15 protein-coding genes are annotated in these 14,113 nt (G+C 78.3%); 8 read left to right on the forward strand and 7 right to left on the reverse strand.

What is annotated here, in order from left to right:
* The first annotated feature begins 50 nt into the window (after positions 1-50).
* Positions 51-563, forward strand: coding sequence for a DUF6912 family protein (locus ACI8AR_RS13050; protein ID WP_457051415.1), 513 nt, complete (start codon positions 51-53; stop codon positions 561-563).
* Between the two features lie 8 nt (positions 564-571).
* Here the strand turns inward: ACI8AR_RS13050 and ACI8AR_RS13055 are convergent, their stop codons facing one another.
* On the reverse strand, positions 572-4,684 hold the full coding sequence (locus tag ACI8AR_RS13055) for an FtsK/SpoIIIE domain-containing protein (RefSeq protein WP_457051416.1): 4,113 nt from the start codon (positions 4,682-4,684) through the stop codon (positions 572-574).
* A gap of 155 nt (positions 4,685-4,839) precedes the next feature.
* Between ACI8AR_RS13055 and ACI8AR_RS13060 the strand changes: the two genes are divergently transcribed.
* The gene (locus ACI8AR_RS13060; RefSeq protein ID WP_457051417.1) at positions 4,840-5,133 is read left to right on the forward strand and encodes a WXG100 family type VII secretion target; all 294 of its coding nucleotides are present in this window, start codon (positions 4,840-4,842) and stop codon (positions 5,131-5,133) included.
* Between the two features lie 7 nt (positions 5,134-5,140).
* Here the strand turns inward: ACI8AR_RS13060 and ACI8AR_RS13065 are convergent, their stop codons facing one another.
* Positions 5,141-6,040, reverse strand: coding sequence for an MFS transporter permease (locus ACI8AR_RS13065; protein WP_457051418.1), 900 nt, complete (start codon positions 6,038-6,040; stop codon positions 5,141-5,143).
* An 11-nt stretch (positions 6,041-6,051) separates the two neighbouring features.
* Entirely contained in the window at positions 6,052-6,540 is a 489-nt protein-coding gene (locus tag ACI8AR_RS13070; protein WP_457051419.1) for a hypothetical protein, read from the reverse strand.
* 141 nt (positions 6,541-6,681) lie between these two features.
* On the opposite strand from ACI8AR_RS13070, the gene ACI8AR_RS13075 reads away from it, so the two are divergent.
* Positions 6,682-7,191, forward strand: a complete 510-nt coding sequence (locus tag ACI8AR_RS13075) for a MaoC family dehydratase (RefSeq protein WP_073421586.1) — start codon at positions 6,682-6,684, stop codon at positions 7,189-7,191.
* 25 nt (positions 7,192-7,216) lie between these two features.
* On the opposite strand, the gene ACI8AR_RS13080 is transcribed toward ACI8AR_RS13075, so the two are convergent.
* Positions 7,217-7,645, reverse strand: a complete 429-nt coding sequence (locus ACI8AR_RS13080) for an NUDIX hydrolase (RefSeq protein WP_456935476.1) — start codon at positions 7,643-7,645, stop codon at positions 7,217-7,219.
* A 105-nt stretch (positions 7,646-7,750) separates the two neighbouring features.
* Between ACI8AR_RS13080 and ACI8AR_RS13085 the strand changes: the two genes are divergently transcribed.
* The 5 genes from ACI8AR_RS13085 (at position 7,751) to ACI8AR_RS13105 (ending at position 11,114) form a co-directional block, all read left to right on the forward strand.
* Positions 7,751-8,374 carry a DUF6758 family protein gene (locus ACI8AR_RS13085; RefSeq protein ID WP_457045798.1) on the forward strand — a complete coding sequence of 208 codons (624 nt, stop codon included), beginning with the start codon at positions 7,751-7,753 and terminating at the stop codon, positions 8,372-8,374.
* A gap of 124 nt (positions 8,375-8,498) precedes the next feature.
* The gene (locus tag ACI8AR_RS13090) at positions 8,499-8,663 is read left to right on the forward strand and encodes a hypothetical protein (RefSeq protein ID WP_456929373.1); all 165 of its coding nucleotides are present in this window, start codon (positions 8,499-8,501) and stop codon (positions 8,661-8,663) included.
* A 7-nt stretch (positions 8,664-8,670) separates the two neighbouring features.
* Positions 8,671-9,297 carry a PH domain-containing protein gene (locus ACI8AR_RS13095; protein WP_457051420.1) on the forward strand — a complete coding sequence of 209 codons (627 nt, stop codon included), beginning with the start codon at positions 8,671-8,673 and terminating at the stop codon, positions 9,295-9,297.
* Positions 9,298-9,332: 35 nt separating this feature from the next.
* Positions 9,333-10,208, forward strand: a complete 876-nt coding sequence (locus tag ACI8AR_RS13100; RefSeq protein WP_457051421.1) for a PHP domain-containing protein — start codon at positions 9,333-9,335, stop codon at positions 10,206-10,208.
* A 9-nt stretch (positions 10,209-10,217) separates the two neighbouring features.
* Positions 10,218-11,114 (forward strand): RecB family exonuclease, encoded by an 897-nt coding sequence (locus tag ACI8AR_RS13105; protein WP_457051422.1) that lies wholly within the window; start codon positions 10,218-10,220, stop codon positions 11,112-11,114.
* Here ACI8AR_RS13105 and ACI8AR_RS13110 read toward each other — a convergent pair.
* Genes ACI8AR_RS13110 through ACI8AR_RS13120 form a run of 3 tightly spaced genes read right to left on the reverse strand, consistent with a single transcriptional unit; the run spans position 11,111 to position 14,109 of the window.
* Positions 11,111-11,980 carry an oxygenase MpaB family protein gene (locus ACI8AR_RS13110; RefSeq protein WP_457051423.1) on the reverse strand — a complete coding sequence of 290 codons (870 nt, stop codon included), beginning with the start codon at positions 11,978-11,980 and terminating at the stop codon, positions 11,111-11,113. The two genes, ACI8AR_RS13105 and ACI8AR_RS13110, sit on opposite strands and share 4 nt — an antisense overlap.
* Positions 11,977-12,891 (reverse strand): alpha/beta fold hydrolase, encoded by a 915-nt coding sequence (locus tag ACI8AR_RS13115; protein WP_457051424.1) that lies wholly within the window; start codon positions 12,889-12,891, stop codon positions 11,977-11,979. Before ACI8AR_RS13115 ends, ACI8AR_RS13110 begins: the two co-directional genes overlap by 4 nt.
* A 48-nt stretch (positions 12,892-12,939) precedes the next feature.
* Positions 12,940-14,109: an outer membrane protein assembly factor BamB family protein gene (locus ACI8AR_RS13120; RefSeq protein WP_457051425.1), complete on the reverse strand. Its 1,170-nt coding sequence runs from the start codon at positions 14,107-14,109 to the stop codon at positions 12,940-12,942.
* Positions 14,110-14,113 lie beyond the last annotated feature (4 nt).

The following is a 14,113-nucleotide window of genomic DNA, read 5'->3' on the forward strand; positions in this document are numbered from 1 at the left end:
CGGGAGGTGCGGGATACGGTCGCCTTCCCCGACAGGAGAGGAGCGGCCGGGTGCGGATCTACCTGCCGGCGACGACGAGCGTCCTGCGGGCGCTCGTGGACGAGGGCCGGCTGAGCGGGCCGCACACCGGCTTCGCCGTCACCCCGCGGCTGCGCGACCACTACGCGCTCAGCGACGCCGCGGCCGACGTCGAGGAGCTGGAGTACGCGGCGCTGCTCGCCGCCGCCCGGGCCAGCCTGCGGCTGGTCGACGTCGACCCCACGGCCGCCCGCCGCCGGGTCGTGCTCGCGGCCGACGTGCCCGACGGCTCGGTCGCCGAGATCGACGACCCGGACACCGAGCCCGGCGCCGTGCGGGTCACCGCCGACGTCGCGCTCGCCGACGTGGCCAGCGCGCACGTCGACGGCGCCGAGGCCGAGGAGGACGTGCGCGCCGCGGTCGCCGTGGTCCTCGAGGCCGACCTCGGCAGCGAGGAGGCACAGTTCGTCGTCGACCAGGCCGAGGGGCACGAGCTGGCCTGGTACGCCACCCAGGAGATCGGCCCGGCGCTCGACCTGCTCTGACCGGCCGGTCACGGGCCGGCCGGCCGTGCGCGGGCGACCTGGACCCGCTGCGGGGTCCCGGCGGTGACCAGCCAGCCCGACCCCGGCCGGACCGGCACCGGGGTCCGGGGCAGCCGGGTGCCCAGCAGGTCGGCGTCGCCGGGGCCCGGGCACAGCAGCAGGCCGCTGCGGCCGCGGCGCAGCTCGGCGACCGGGCCGCGGAAGGCCGGGGAGAGCTCACCGGCCGTCCCGGCGGCGAGCACCAGCACCTCGCCGGTGCCGTCGCCGCCGGCCAGTGCGGCGCCGACCGGTGAGTCGGCGAGCGTGCCGGCGTCGTCCAGCAGCACCGCGCCCGGGCGCCCGGCCAGGCCCGCGCACCACGCCCGCCACCCGGTGACGTCGTCGGCGGGGAGCACCGGCAGCCCGTCCGGTGCCGACCGGCCGGCCTGAACCACGCGCAGGACGGGGACGCCGGCCGCCGTCAGCGTCGCGCCCAGCGCCGTCAGGGTGCTCGTCCGGCCGCTGCCGGGCGGGCCGACGACGAGCAGCCCACCGGCGCGCAGCAGGTCGACGGTGAGCACACCGCCCTCGTCGCCGCCGGGCCCCAGGGGCACGCGGCGGAGCAGGCCGGCGTCCTCCCCGGCCGGCGGCTGCACCGGCGGCGGGTCCGGCGGCAGCTCGGGGACGACCAGCGGCCCGGCGCCCGGTGGAGCGGCCGGCGCGGTGCGGCGCAGGGCCCGGGGCAGGGCGACCTGGCACTCGAGCGCCTCCTCGCCCAGCAGCGCCCGGCCCGGCGGGCGGGTGCCGGGCACCGCGCGGACCGGCACCCCGGCCACGGCGTAGTCGGCGCGGTCGGGCAGCGGGAGGACCAGGCGGGTCCCCGCGGCCGCGGCCAGCCGGCCCCCGGGGACGGCGCGGTCGGCGGTCAGGACGCAGGTCAGCGCGGCCGCGCCGCCGTCGCGGACCAGCCGCAGGAACTCGGCCGCGCCCTGCCCGGGGACCGCCTCGTCCAGCTGCGCCAGCAGGGCGTCCACGCCGTCGACCAGGAGCAGGACGGCCGGGGCGTCCGCACGCCCTCCGGCCCGCCGCCCGGCGACCTCCCCGGCCAGCCGGGACACCAGCCGGACGGTGCGCAGCGCGTCGTCCGCCCCGACCACCGTCCCGGTCTGCGCCAGGCCCGCGGCCTCGGCGGCCAGCGCGCCACCGGCGTGGTCGAGGACGTGCACGTGCAGCCGGCCGGGGGACAGCCGCTCCACAGCCTCGGCCAGCACGGTGCGCAGCAGGGTGGTGCGGCCGCTGCCCGGGCCGCCCACGGCCAGCCAGCCGCCGCCGCGGGCGAGGTCGAGCCGCAGCGGCTCCCGCGCCTGCCGGCCGGGGCGGTCGACGAGCCCCACCACCAGCCGCGTCGCGGGCCCGTCCGCGGCGGGGAGGTCGGTCGCCTCCAGGCGCTCGGGGAGCGCCGGCTGCCAGGGACGGTGCGGCCGCCGCACGCCCGCCGCCTCGGCGTGGCCGGTGGTGGCCGCGGCGACCCGGGCGAGGTCGGTCGGGCCCACCGGCGTCCCGGGCGCGGTCCCCGCCGGGGGTGCCGGCCAGGACCAGCGGGTCACCGTCGGGCCGGTGGCCGCCGCCGCGGAGTCGAGCGCCACCCGTGCCGCCTGGAACGGGACCGGGCGCCCGCTGCCGGTGCGCAGGTACCCCCGGCCGGGACGGTCCGCCGGCACCGCCGCGGCGACCCCGCTGCCGAGCACGTCGCGCGAGTCGGCCTCGTCGGTGGTGCGCAGGCACAGCCGCAGCGAGCAGTTGGCCCGGATCTCGGGGGACACCACGCCCCCGGGGCGCTGCGTCGCGAGCACCAGGTGCACGCCGAGGGAGCGGCCCCGCTGGGCGATCCCGACCAGGCCCGCGACGAACTCCGGCAGCTCCTCGGCCAGCCCCGCGAACTCGTCGACGACGATCACCAGCCGCGCCAGCTCGACCTCCGGCGGGAGCGCCGCCAGGTCGGGGACACCGGCCGCGGCCAGCAGCGCCTCGCGGCGGGCGAGCTCCGCCGTCAGCGACCGCAGCGCCCGGGCGGTGGCCACGCCGTCCAGGTCGGTCACCAGGCCGACGGTGTGCGGCAGCGCCACGGCCTCGGCGAAGGCGGCGCCGCCCTTGTAGTCGACCAGCAGGAAGGAGCACCGGTCGGGCGGGTGCGCCAGCGCGAGCCCGGCGACCAGCGTCTGCAGCACCTCGGACTTGCCCGACCCGGTCGTCCCCGCCACCAGGGCGTGCGGCCCGTCCCGCACGAGGTCGACCTCCGCCACCCCGTCCGCGGTCACGCCCAGCCGCGCGATGAGCGACGACCGCGTGGCCGACCAGGCGACCGGCACCTCCCCGGCAGGCCTGCCCCCGCCGTCCGCGAGCAGGTCGAGCAGGCGCACGGTGCCCGGCAGCCCCGCGGCCTGCCGGGCGGGCGCCAGGGGAGCCAGGTCGCGGGCCAGTCGTGCCGCGGCGGCGAGGGGCAGGCGGTCGACGACGACGTCGGCGGGGAGCGCGCCGTCGCCGAGCCCGAGCCGCCCCGTGTCGCCGGTCTCGCCCCCGACCTCGAGGACGGCGGGGACGCAGCCGCCGAGGCCCTCGCCGCGGCGGGCGAGCGCCAGCAGCACCGCCCCCCGCTCGCGGCACCGGCGCAGGAGCTCGGCGAGCGCCGGGTCGACCGGCCGGTCGACGACGAGGACCGGTGTCCCCGCCGCGTCCCCGCGCCCGTCGGCCAGGCCGGTCAACCACGCGGACGGCGCGGCGTCGGCCCCGGCGCCCGGCAGGCGGACGGGGACCGCGCCGGCCGGCAGGTGCGGCAGCCACCGCGTCCAGGACCAGTCGGCCATCCGCCCGGCGGAGGCGAGGACCGCGACGTCGACGTCGCCGGGTGCGGACAGGGTGACCAGCTGCGCCAGCAGCCCGCGCACCACGCCCAGCGCGGGCTCCCGCGGACCGGTCACGGCCAGGCCGCCGGTACGGCGCAGGTCGACGGTCACCGGCAGGTCGGCCGCGGGTTCCGGTACCCGCCGGCCCGCCTCGACGCGGACCACCCGGGTGGGACCCGCGCCGGTCCCCACCCGCACGGTCAGCGCCGCCGGGTCTCCGGCGCCGCGGGACCACAGCAGGGTGGTCCGCCGGCGCGCCGCGGCGGTCAGGGCCGCCAGGTCGGGAGCGGCCGCCCGCGCCGCCCGGACGTCGTCCCGGACCGCCTCCGCCAGCCGGGCGCGAGCCTCCCGCACCTCCCCGGCGTGCGCCGCGGCGGCCCGCCGGCCGGTGCGCGACCCGCTCCACCGGTCCGACGCCCAGCCACCCACCGCGACCAGCGGACCCAGCAGCGCGAAGAACAGGAAGGTGGGCGCCGACAGGACCAGCGCGAGCGCGACCCCGGCGACGGCCGGCAGCACCACGGCCACCCAGCCCAGCCGGCGCCGCGGTGCGGCCGCGGGCGGCTCCGGCCAGGTGACCTCCACCTCCGGGCGGTGCGCGGACGGCGGGACGCCCGGACGGATGAGCCGCCGGCCGCCCGGCCCGGGCCGCAGGCCCGCGCGCCCGTCCCGCGGGCCGGTGACGGTGACCGAGCTCGCGCCCAGCCGCAGCACCGCGCCGGGGTGCCACGGGCGTGCGGTGCCGTCGAGGTCGACGTCGTCGAGCCGGCTGCCGTTGGTCGAGCCGAGGTCGGTCACGGTGAGGCCACCGGCGCCGACCTCGAGCGCGACGTGCCGGCGGGAGACCCCCGGATCGGGCAGGGACAGCGTGGCGCCGGCCCCGCGGCCGAGCACGTGCCGGCCGGTGGCCAGCGGGACGGCGGTGCCCGCGGCGGGTCCGCCGACCACGTGCAGCTCCAGGGGGCTGGCGGCCGGCTCGCCGGACCGGGGGACCGGGCGGCCCAGGCCCAGGACCGCGCCGTGGAGCAGGCGGTCGTCGGTGAGGAGGAGCTCCCCGGGCAGCCGGGTGCTGCCGGACCACAGGCCCGCGGCCGCAACGCCCAGGGCGGCGGCCAGGGGGGCCAGCACGGCGTCGAGCCGGGCGTCGTCGGGAGCGCGGACCTCGACGTCGACGGCGCCCTCGGCGCCGACCAGCGTCCAGCAGCGGGCCTCGGCGCCGGCGGGGAGGGGAGCGGACACGGGCGCGACGCTCCCGGCGGCGGGCCCACCGCGGGGCCGGCCGGCCCGGGTCGTGGACGGGGCCGGGGCTGTGGACAACCCCGGGGCCCCCCGGGGCCGGTCCGGCCTACCGTCCGCAGCCACCCGGGAGGGACCCGGGACGGACAGGAGGAGCCATGAGGGTCGACATCGGGACGCTGCAGTCGATGGCCGGGCGGTGCCGGGCCGAGGCGGCCGAGACCGCCGCGCGGCACGCGACGCTGTCGAGCACGGTCACGACCTCGGTGCTCGACGGCTGGACCGACAGCCAGGCCGCGGTGCAGTTCAGCGCGCTCTACGAGCAGTGGCGGGTCTCGGCCCAGGGGGTGAGCGACGCGCTCACCGGCATGGGCGGGCTGCTCACCGCGGTCGCCGCGTCCTACCAGCAGCACGAGTCGGACATGGCCGCCCGCATCGGCGCGCTGATCTGACGCCGGGTCAGCCGGGTGGTGCCGCGGCGGACAGCGCGGCGGCCCGCCCGGGCTGCACCCGCCGGCGCACCGCGGCGAGCACCTCGGGCGCCCGCTCCCACGGCAGGATCGACAGGATCGCCACGCAGTGCGGCAGGAAGATGATCCGCAGCCCGCCGAACACCACGAGGTGGAAGCCGAGCAGGAACACCACGAGCGCGACGCGGGCCCGGTCGGACCGGACGAGCAGCATCAGCGGCGCGGCGAACTCGAACACGAGCATCACCCACTGCACGGCCACCAGCAGGCCGGGGACGTCGAGCGTCCAGTCCGACAGGGCGGTGCCGCGGCGGATCACCGCCCGGGTGATGGTCGAGCCGGTCGCCCAGTCCCAGCCGCCGAAGCGCATCTTCGCCCAGGCCGCGAGGAAGTAGGTGAGCATCACCGTGACCATGACCGCGGCCATCGCCCAGCCGGCGGCCTCGGACCGGCGGCGGTCGCGCCAGCGGACCCGGCCGATGGTGGGCAGCACGGCCAGCGCGACGAGGTAGGCGATGCGGTCGTGGTCGACCTTGCCGTAGCTCATCGCGATGACCATCCACTCGAGGTACAGCACGAACACGGCCGTGCCGAGCAGACGGGGGGCGCGGCCGGTGGCCGCGGCGAGGGCGATGAGGACCAGCGCCCACTGCACGACGTGGACGACGGTCGACGTCGGTGTGGGCAGGTGCAGCACGCGGGCGATCTCGAGGGGCTGGTACCAGACGGTCGGCACCTCGGCGTGGGCGCGCACCCACGCGGTGGTGAGGAAGACGTCGACCGGCACGAACAGGTAGGCGATGGTGCGGAACACCGCGATGCGGGCCAGCGGGACCGGGCGGGTCCAGAAGCCGCGCAGGCCGCGGACCGCGGACACGAGGGAGGTCACCGGAGAGGAGCTCACGCGCCGCCCCCCAGGTCCTGGCCGACGAGGACGCGGTCCGTCCACTCGCCGGTCGGCTGCCCGTCGGCGAGTTCGAAGTGCCGCTGCACCACCTGCACCTCGACGAGGTCGGGGGCGTCCGGGTGCCGGCGCGCGTAGGTCTCGGCCAGCGTCACCAGCAGTTCCGGGTCGTCGACCAGCCGCGGGAGCTGCCCCTCGAACTCGGCCCGGCGCAGCCCCACCTCGCCGCCGGACAGGCGCACCTCCTCGCCCTCGCCGGTCAGGCCGACGACGCGGGTGGAGACCACCGGCGCGTCCACCTCGGCCCGGGTCGAGTACATCTTGAACGGGCCGAACGGGAACGAGGCGTCGGTGCCCCAGACCGTCCCGGCGAGCAGCAGCGCGAGGACGGCCGCGGAGGCGGCGAGGCGGACGCGGCGCCCGCCCGTGGAGAGCCTGACGACGTCCGCCTCCGCGGGGTCGCCGGCGCGGGACGGCTGGACCACCCGGGCATCGTAGGATCGGCGCCCGTCCAGATGGGTCACCGACGCCGCGTGGTGGGCAACTGGCCTGCCCGGCCCGGGACGGCCCCTGCCCGCGCACGACGTCGGCACCGTCCACCGCACGACGACGTCGGAGGAGCGCACATGCAGTTCGGTCGGTACTACGAGGAGTTCGAGGTCGGTGCGGTCTACAAGCACTGGCCCGGGAAGACCGTCACCGAGTACGACGACCACCTGTTCTGCCTCATCACGATGAACCACCACCCGCTGCACCTGGACACCCACTACGCGGCGGAGACCACGGACTTCGGCAAGAACGTCGTCGTCGGCAACTACGTCTACTCGCTGCTGCTCGGCATGAGCGTGCCCGACGTGTCCGGCAAGGCCATCGCCAACCTGGAGATCGAGTCCCTGCGGCACGTGGCGCCGACCTTCCACGGCGACACCATCTACGGCGAGACCACCGTCCTGGACAAGACGGAGTCGAGGTCCAAGGACGACCGCGGCGTCGTGTACGTGGAGACGATCGGCTACAAGCAGGACGGCACGGTCGTGTGCGTCTTCCGGCGCAAGGTCATGGTGCCCAAGCGGTCCTACGGCGAGGCGCGCGGCGGCGAGCAGCCCGGCCGCCCGGAGCCGAAGCCGCGCTCCTGAGGGGGGAGGGGCGCTGCCGGACCGGTCAGGTCGGCAGCGCACCCCAGCCGCGCAGCGTCGCGACCAGCCCCGGCGTGCAGGCCAGCCGGCCGAGGTCGGCGGCGCCGGCCCAGGTGACCGCGTCCGCGTCGTCGCCCGGGACCGGCGCCGCCGCCGGGTCCTCGGGGGTGCAGGCGAAGTCGACGACGTCGTAGACGACGCCGTCGCCGGGGATCGTCACCCGGCCGACCTCCGCCCCGACCCGGACCGCCAGCCCGGTCTCCTCGCGCACCTCGCGGGCGACCGCCGCGGGCAGCGTCTCGCCCGGCTCCACCCGCCCGCCGGGGACCGACCACAGCCCCCGGCCGGGGGCGTTGCGCCGGCGGACCAGCAGCAGCCGGCCCTCCCCGTCGAGGACCACGGCGCCGACGCAGGCCTGCACCGGCAGCCGGTCGCCGGGGGAGTCGGGAGCCACGGCGGCAGGCTACGGCCGGGGTCGCGGCGGGTGACACGGCGAGACGGGACGGCGCCGTCCGCCTGCGCTTGACGTCAGCCCCGAGTGACAGGACGGTGTCATCCGATGAGCGCCTCCCCGGTCTGTCCCCGCTGTGGCGAACCACTGGTGGTGCGCCCCGGGGACTCGGCGGTGGCCTGGTGCCACGTGCACGGCGCGGTCACCCCGCTGCACCACACCACGCTCATCGCCCACGACGCCATCGCCGCGGTGACCGCGGACGCCCGGGTGCCGGCGTGGGTGCCCGACCCGGTGCCGCCGGGCTGGTCGGTGACCGGCCTGGCGTGGGGCGGGGAGCCCGGGGCGCGGGCGATCGTCGTCGGCTGCGCCGGCCCGGCGCCGCTGGGCGGGTCGGCGGAGCTGGTGCTGGTCGCCGAGGAGCCGGGCATGGGCGTGGGCTGCGGCTACGCCGGCCTGCCGGGCCTGGACCCCGGCGGGGTCATCACCGGCCCGTCGTCGGCGTCGGTGGAGGCCGCCGGCCAGCACGCGCCGCTGTGGGCGGTGCCCACCTCCGACGACCGGGCCGCCTTCGTCGGCGAGGCCTTCGGGGTGTGGCTGTGGCTGGTCATGTGGCCGATGTCGGCGGCCTGGCTGCTGGCCGAGGAGATGCGCCTGCTCGACCTGCGGGAACGGCTCTACCCGGACCTCCCGCTCGGCCCGCCCAGCGAGCACCTGCTGCCGGGGGACTGACCCGTCCGTCCGCCGCGCGGCGTGTCCCGGCGGAGGGCGCTGGGGCCTGTGTTACCCATGGGGTCGGCCTCCGGGCCGACCCGCGCGGGCACGTCGCCCGCCGGTGCGAGCGGATCCCCCGGGGGTGGCGGTGAACCTGAAGAAGGTGCTCGTCTGGCTGGCGGTGGCCTTCGTCGTGTTCTACGTCATCCAGCGCCCCGAGGCCTCGGCCGACGTGGTGCGCAGCGCCGGGGAGGCGCTCGGCAGCGCGGCGTCGTCGATCGCGGCCTTCGTCGGCTCGCTCGTCTGACCCCGCCGTGAGCGGCCCGGCCGGCGGCCGCCCGCCGCGGTGGGCCAAGGACGCCGCCAAGTACCTGCTCCCTAGTGAGCAGGCGGTCGTGGCGACCCGCCGGCACTGGGCGGTGCTGCTCTGGCCGGCCGCGAAGGCGGTCGCCGTCCTGCTCGTCGGGCTGTGGGTGCTCACCCTCGACCCGGACAACCGGGTCAGCGCGAGCGTCGGCCTGCTCCTCGTCCTCGGTGCCCTCGGCTGGTTCGCGCTGCGGGCCGGCGAGTGGTGGATGCGGCACTTCATCGTCACCCGCCGCCGCGTGCTGCTGACCTCGGGGATCGTCGCGCGCACGGTCAGCCTGCTGCCGCTGCGCCGGATCACCGACCTGACCTGGAAGGAGACCGTCCCCGGCCAGCTGCTGGGCTACGGCACCTTCCGGTTCGAGTCGGCCGGCTCGCAGCAGGCGCTGTCGCAGATCACCTTCCTGCCGCGCGCGGACCTGCTCTACCGCGAGGTGAGCGAGCTGCTGTTCGGCAGCGACGGCGGCGGGGCCGCGGCCGGCGACGACGAGGGCAACCCGGACGACGGCCGGCGCCCCGCCGCGGCGCCGCCCCCGCACGACACCCAGCCGATCCCGCGCCCGCCGGGGGCCTGAGCAGCGCGCGCCCGGCTGGGGGAGGCTGGACGCCGATGCGCATCGACCTGCACACCCACTCGTCGGTCTCCGACGGCACCGACACCCCGGCGGAGCTCGTGACCGCCGCCCGCGCCGCCGGCCTCGACGTCGTCGCGCTCACCGACCACGACACCACCGACGGGTGGGCGGCGGCCGCCGCGGCGCGGCCGGAGGGGCTGACCGTCGTCCCGGGGCTCGAGCTGTCCGCGCGCTGGTTCCCCGCCGAGGGGAGGCCGGTCAGCGTGCACCTGCTGGCCTACCTGTTCGACCCCGAGCACCCCGAGCTGGCCGGGGAGCTGCGGCGGCTGCGCGAGGAGCGGCTGACCCGCGGCCAGCGGATGGTCGCCGCGCTCGCCGCGGCCGGCTACCCGGTGGAGTGGCAGCGGGTCCTGGACGCCAGCGGCGGCGCGGTGGTGGGCCGCCCGCACGTGGCCCGGGCGCTGGTCGAGGCGGGCGTCGTCGCGTCGGTCGACGCGGCCTTCACCACACTGCTGCACCAGGGCGGCCCGTACCACGTGACCAAGGCCGACACCGACGTGCTCGAGGGCATCCGGCTGGTCCGGGCGGCCGGCGGCGTGCCGGTGTTCGCCCACGGCCTGGCCACCCGGCGCGGCCGGGTGGTCGACGACGCCGCGATCGCCGCGATGGCCGACGCCGGGCTGGTCGGGCTGGAGGTCGACCACCCCGACCACGACCCGGCCCAGCGCGCGCACCTGCGCGGCCTGGCCGCCGACCTCGGGCTGCTGGTCACCGGGGCCAGCGACCACCACGGCGCGAACAAGGCGACGCCCCTGGGCGCGTGCACCACCGACCCGGAGCAGTACGAGGCACTGGTGGCTGCGTCCACCGGCAGCGTGCCCCTGGCCGGCGGAGGCGCCGTCGCCGGTTAGCGTGGCCGGGTGAGGCAGTCCGACGGCGCACAGCTCGAGATGCCCGGCATGCCGCGCCGGTTGTTCCCCGCGACGCCGAGCAAGCTGGCCACCTTCGCCGACTGCCCGCGCCGCTACCGCCTCGCCTACGTCGACCGGCCGACGCCGCCCAAGGGCCCGCCGTGGGCGCACAACACGGTCGGCTCCGCCGTGCACGCCGCCCTGCGCTCGTGGTGGGACCTGCCACGGGGCCGGCGCACCGCCGTCGCCGCCCGGCAGCTGCTCTACGGCGTCTGGTCGGCCAACGGCTTCCGCGACGACGAGCAGGCCGCCCGCTGGCGCGCCACCGCGGCCGGCTGGGTCACCGGCTACGTCGAGTCGCTGGACCCCGCCGACGAGCCGGTCGGGCTGGAGCGGCAGGTCTCGTGCACCACCGAGCGGCTGGCGCTCACCGGGCGGGTCGACCGCATCGACCAGCGCGGCGACGAGCTGGTCGTCGTCGACTACAAGACCGGCCGGGTGCCCAGCACCGACGACGAGGCCCGCGGGTCGGCGGCGCTCGCGGCCTACGTGCTCGGCGTGCGGCGCACGCTGCGCCGGCCGTGCAGCCGGGTCGAGCTGCACCACCTGCCCAGCGGCACGGTCGCCTCCTTCGAGCACACCGAGCGGTCGCTGGCCAACCACGTGCGCCGGGCCGAGGACGTCGCGGAGGACATCGCCGTCGCCACCCGGCGGGTGGAGGACGGCGTGCCGCCGGACGAGGCGTTCCCCGCCGCTCCGGGCCGGCAGTGCGGCTGGTGCGACTTCCGGCCCAGCTGCCCGGTGGGGCAGGCGGCGACGCCGCCGCGGGAGACGTGGAGCTTCCTGCCCGCCGACGACGACCCGGTGGAGGGCCGCGCGCGAGAGGGCCAGGCGCGGGAGGGCTAGGCGCCGACCTCGACCGCGCCCGCCGTCCGCTCGAAGGCGGCGCGCCGGATCGGGGAGTGCCGGGCCCGGTCGGGCAGCGCGAGCATCCCGGTGCGGAACGCCCGCAACGCCGCCGTCGCCGCGGTGTCGGTCAGCGTCAGCCCGGGCAGCGAGGCCATCCGGCGCGCCCACGGCGGCAGGGTGGCCACCGCCAGCGACGCCAGCGACCCCCAGGCCGGCCGGGCCGGGGTCAGGAACTGCACCCAGCGCGGCATCGGCGGGACGACGAGGAAGCGCCACGCCTCCCGCCCGGCCGCGGTGAGCGTGAGCTCGGGCCGGAGCCGCTCGAAGTAGCCGGCGAGCGCGGCCGCCGAGTCGGGGACGTCGGCGCGGTCGATCCCGATGAGCTCCGCGGCGGTCACCTGCTCGGCCACGTAGCGGTCGGCCTCGGCGGCGGTGACGACGCCCGTGCGGCGGGCGACGTCGAGCAGCGAGTCGACCTCGCAGTTGTGCACCCACAGCAGCAGGTCGGCGTCGTCGACGCGGTAGGTGCGGCCGGTGGTCTCCTCCGTGCCGCCCAGGCGCCGGTGCATGCCGCGGACCCGCCGCACGGCGCGGATCGCCTCGCGGCGGGTGCCGAAGGTCAGCGTGTCGACGTACTCGGCGGTGCGCACCAGCCGCTGCCACGGGTTGGCGCGGAAGACCGAGTTGCGGGCCACGCCGTCCATCGCGACCGGGTGCAGCGCCTGCAGCAGCAGCGCGCGCAGCCCGCCGACGCTGTAGACGGGGTCGGCGTGCACCCGCCAGGTGACGCTGTCGGGCCCGAAGAAGCCGAGCAGGTCCTCCTCGGCGGTCCAGTCGCGCGCCGAGGGCCGGGGGCCGCTCACCGGGCCTCCTCCGGCACCGAGGACCAGAACGCCTCGAGCACCTCGAGCGTGCGGCGCGGGTTCTCGACGGCGGGGGAGTGGATCGCGCCGTGGATGACCTCGTGCCGGGCGCCCAGCCGACGGGCCATGTCCGCCTGCACGTCCGTCGGCCAGGCGTCGTCGGCCACGCCGTAGGCGACCAGCACCGGCACGCCGGTGGCGGCCAGCTCGGCCACCCGGTCGGGTTCCGTGGTCATCGCGTCGGCCATGCCGCGCAGCCCGGCCGCGGTGTTGCGGAGGAACCGGCGGGCGTAGAACGCGCGGGTGGGGGCGGGCACCGCCTGGGCGCGCTCGTCGGTCATCGCCAGCTGCTCGAGCGTGGCGTGCACGCCCGGGACGCCACCGGAGTCCAGCAGCGGGCCGAGGTGCTCGAGCAGCTCGGCGCGCAGGCCGCCCAGCCGGGAGGGGCCCGACCCGAGCAGGGTCAGCGAGCGGAAGGCGCCGGGGTCGGCGAGGACGGCGCCGCGGGCGACCAGCCCGCCGAAGCTGTGCCCGAGCAGGTGCGGGGTGCCGGTCTCCTCGCGCAGCAGGCGGGCGACGCCGACGACGTCGGCGGCGAGCTCGGCGACCGAGTAGGCGGCCGGGTCGTCGGGACCGGGGGACTCGTACTGCCCGCGCTGGTCGACCGCCACCACCCGGTAGCCGTCGGCGGCCAGCGGCGCGAGCAGCGGGGCGAAGTCCTCCTTGCTGCCGGTGTACCCGGCGACCAGCAGCACCGTGCCGCTGGGCCCGTCGCCGCCGGTGTCCAGCGCGGCCAGCGGCCCGGCCCGCCCGGGGAGGGTGCGCGGCGTCGCGTCGTGGTCGGCGAGCTGGCGCAGGTCGTCGGCGGCGATGGCGAGGTCGGGGCTGTGCGAGGTGCCGGGCAGGACCATGGTCCCCAGTGAACCTCGCCCGCGGCGGCCGCGCCGCCGAGCGGGGGACTAGGCGTACCCGAGCACCCGGTCGGGGAGGGCGTAGACGAGCACCGGCCCGGCGACGGCGGCCCGCCCGCCCGGCGCCGGCGGGTCCTGCAGGGCCACCCGGGAGAGCTCGGCGCCGGCGGCCGGGTCGCGCAGCACGAGGCCGTCGGGCTCGGGCACCCAGACACCGGCCTGCCCGACCTCGCCCTTGCCGGCGGCGGACGCGGTGGGCAGGCCGAGGGCCGGCGTCGACCACAGCGGCGCGCCGCTCGTCCGGTCCAGCGCCCACACGGTGCCGCGCGCCCACACCAGCGCGACGTCGCCGGTCCCGGACTGCAGCACCGGATCGCCCTCCGCGCCGCCGTCGGTCGCGGCCGGGAGCGCGAGCTCCTGCAGCTGGGCGCCGTCGTCGGGGCGGTGGACCAGCAGGGCGTCGCCGGCGACGACGTCGACCAGCCGGTCCACGCCGGCCAGCCGCACCTCGGCGCCGTCCGCGACGGCCAGGTCGCGGGTCCAGCGGGCCTCGCCGGAGAAGGAGTCGAACAGCCGCAGCTGGACGGCGGCCGAGCCGGCGCAGCGCTGCAGCACCGCGACGCCGGCGCTGCCCGCGGCGGTGTCGAGCAGCGTGCAGCCGGACTCCGCGCCCGCCCGCCAGCGGACGTTGTCCCCGACCAGGTCGAGGACGACGACGCCGGTGTCGCTGCTGGCGAGGACCACCTGGTCGGCGCCGGTGACGGTGGCGTCGCCGCGCAGGCTCAGGTTGCGGGTCCAGGCGCGCACGCCGGTGGCCGCGGTGAGGGCCAGCGCCTCGTCGCAGCGGTCCGCGGTGCGGAAGACGGCGACGACGAGCCCGTCGCTGGCGGAGAGCCCGCACAGCGCGGCGTCGGTGCGCCGGTAGTGCCAGGCCTCCTGGCCGCTGGCCGGGTCCAGCGCCGTGACGCCGTCGGCGACGGGCACGACCACCCGGCCGCCCTCGACGACGGCGTCCGGCAGCGGGACGTCGACGTCGACCGACCAGGCGGGCCCGAGCTCACCGGCCGGCGCGGCCGAGGGGACCGGCGGCTCGGCGGCGGTGGTGCTGTCGGTCGCGGCGACGCTCGACCCCCGCCACAGCAGGGTGGCGACGACGGCCAGCGCGAGGGTGGCCGCCGTCCAGACCCACACCCGCAGCGGCGGGGGACGCAGCGCCACGCGG

It is taken from the genome of Geodermatophilus sp. SYSU D01036 (assembly GCF_054050435.1).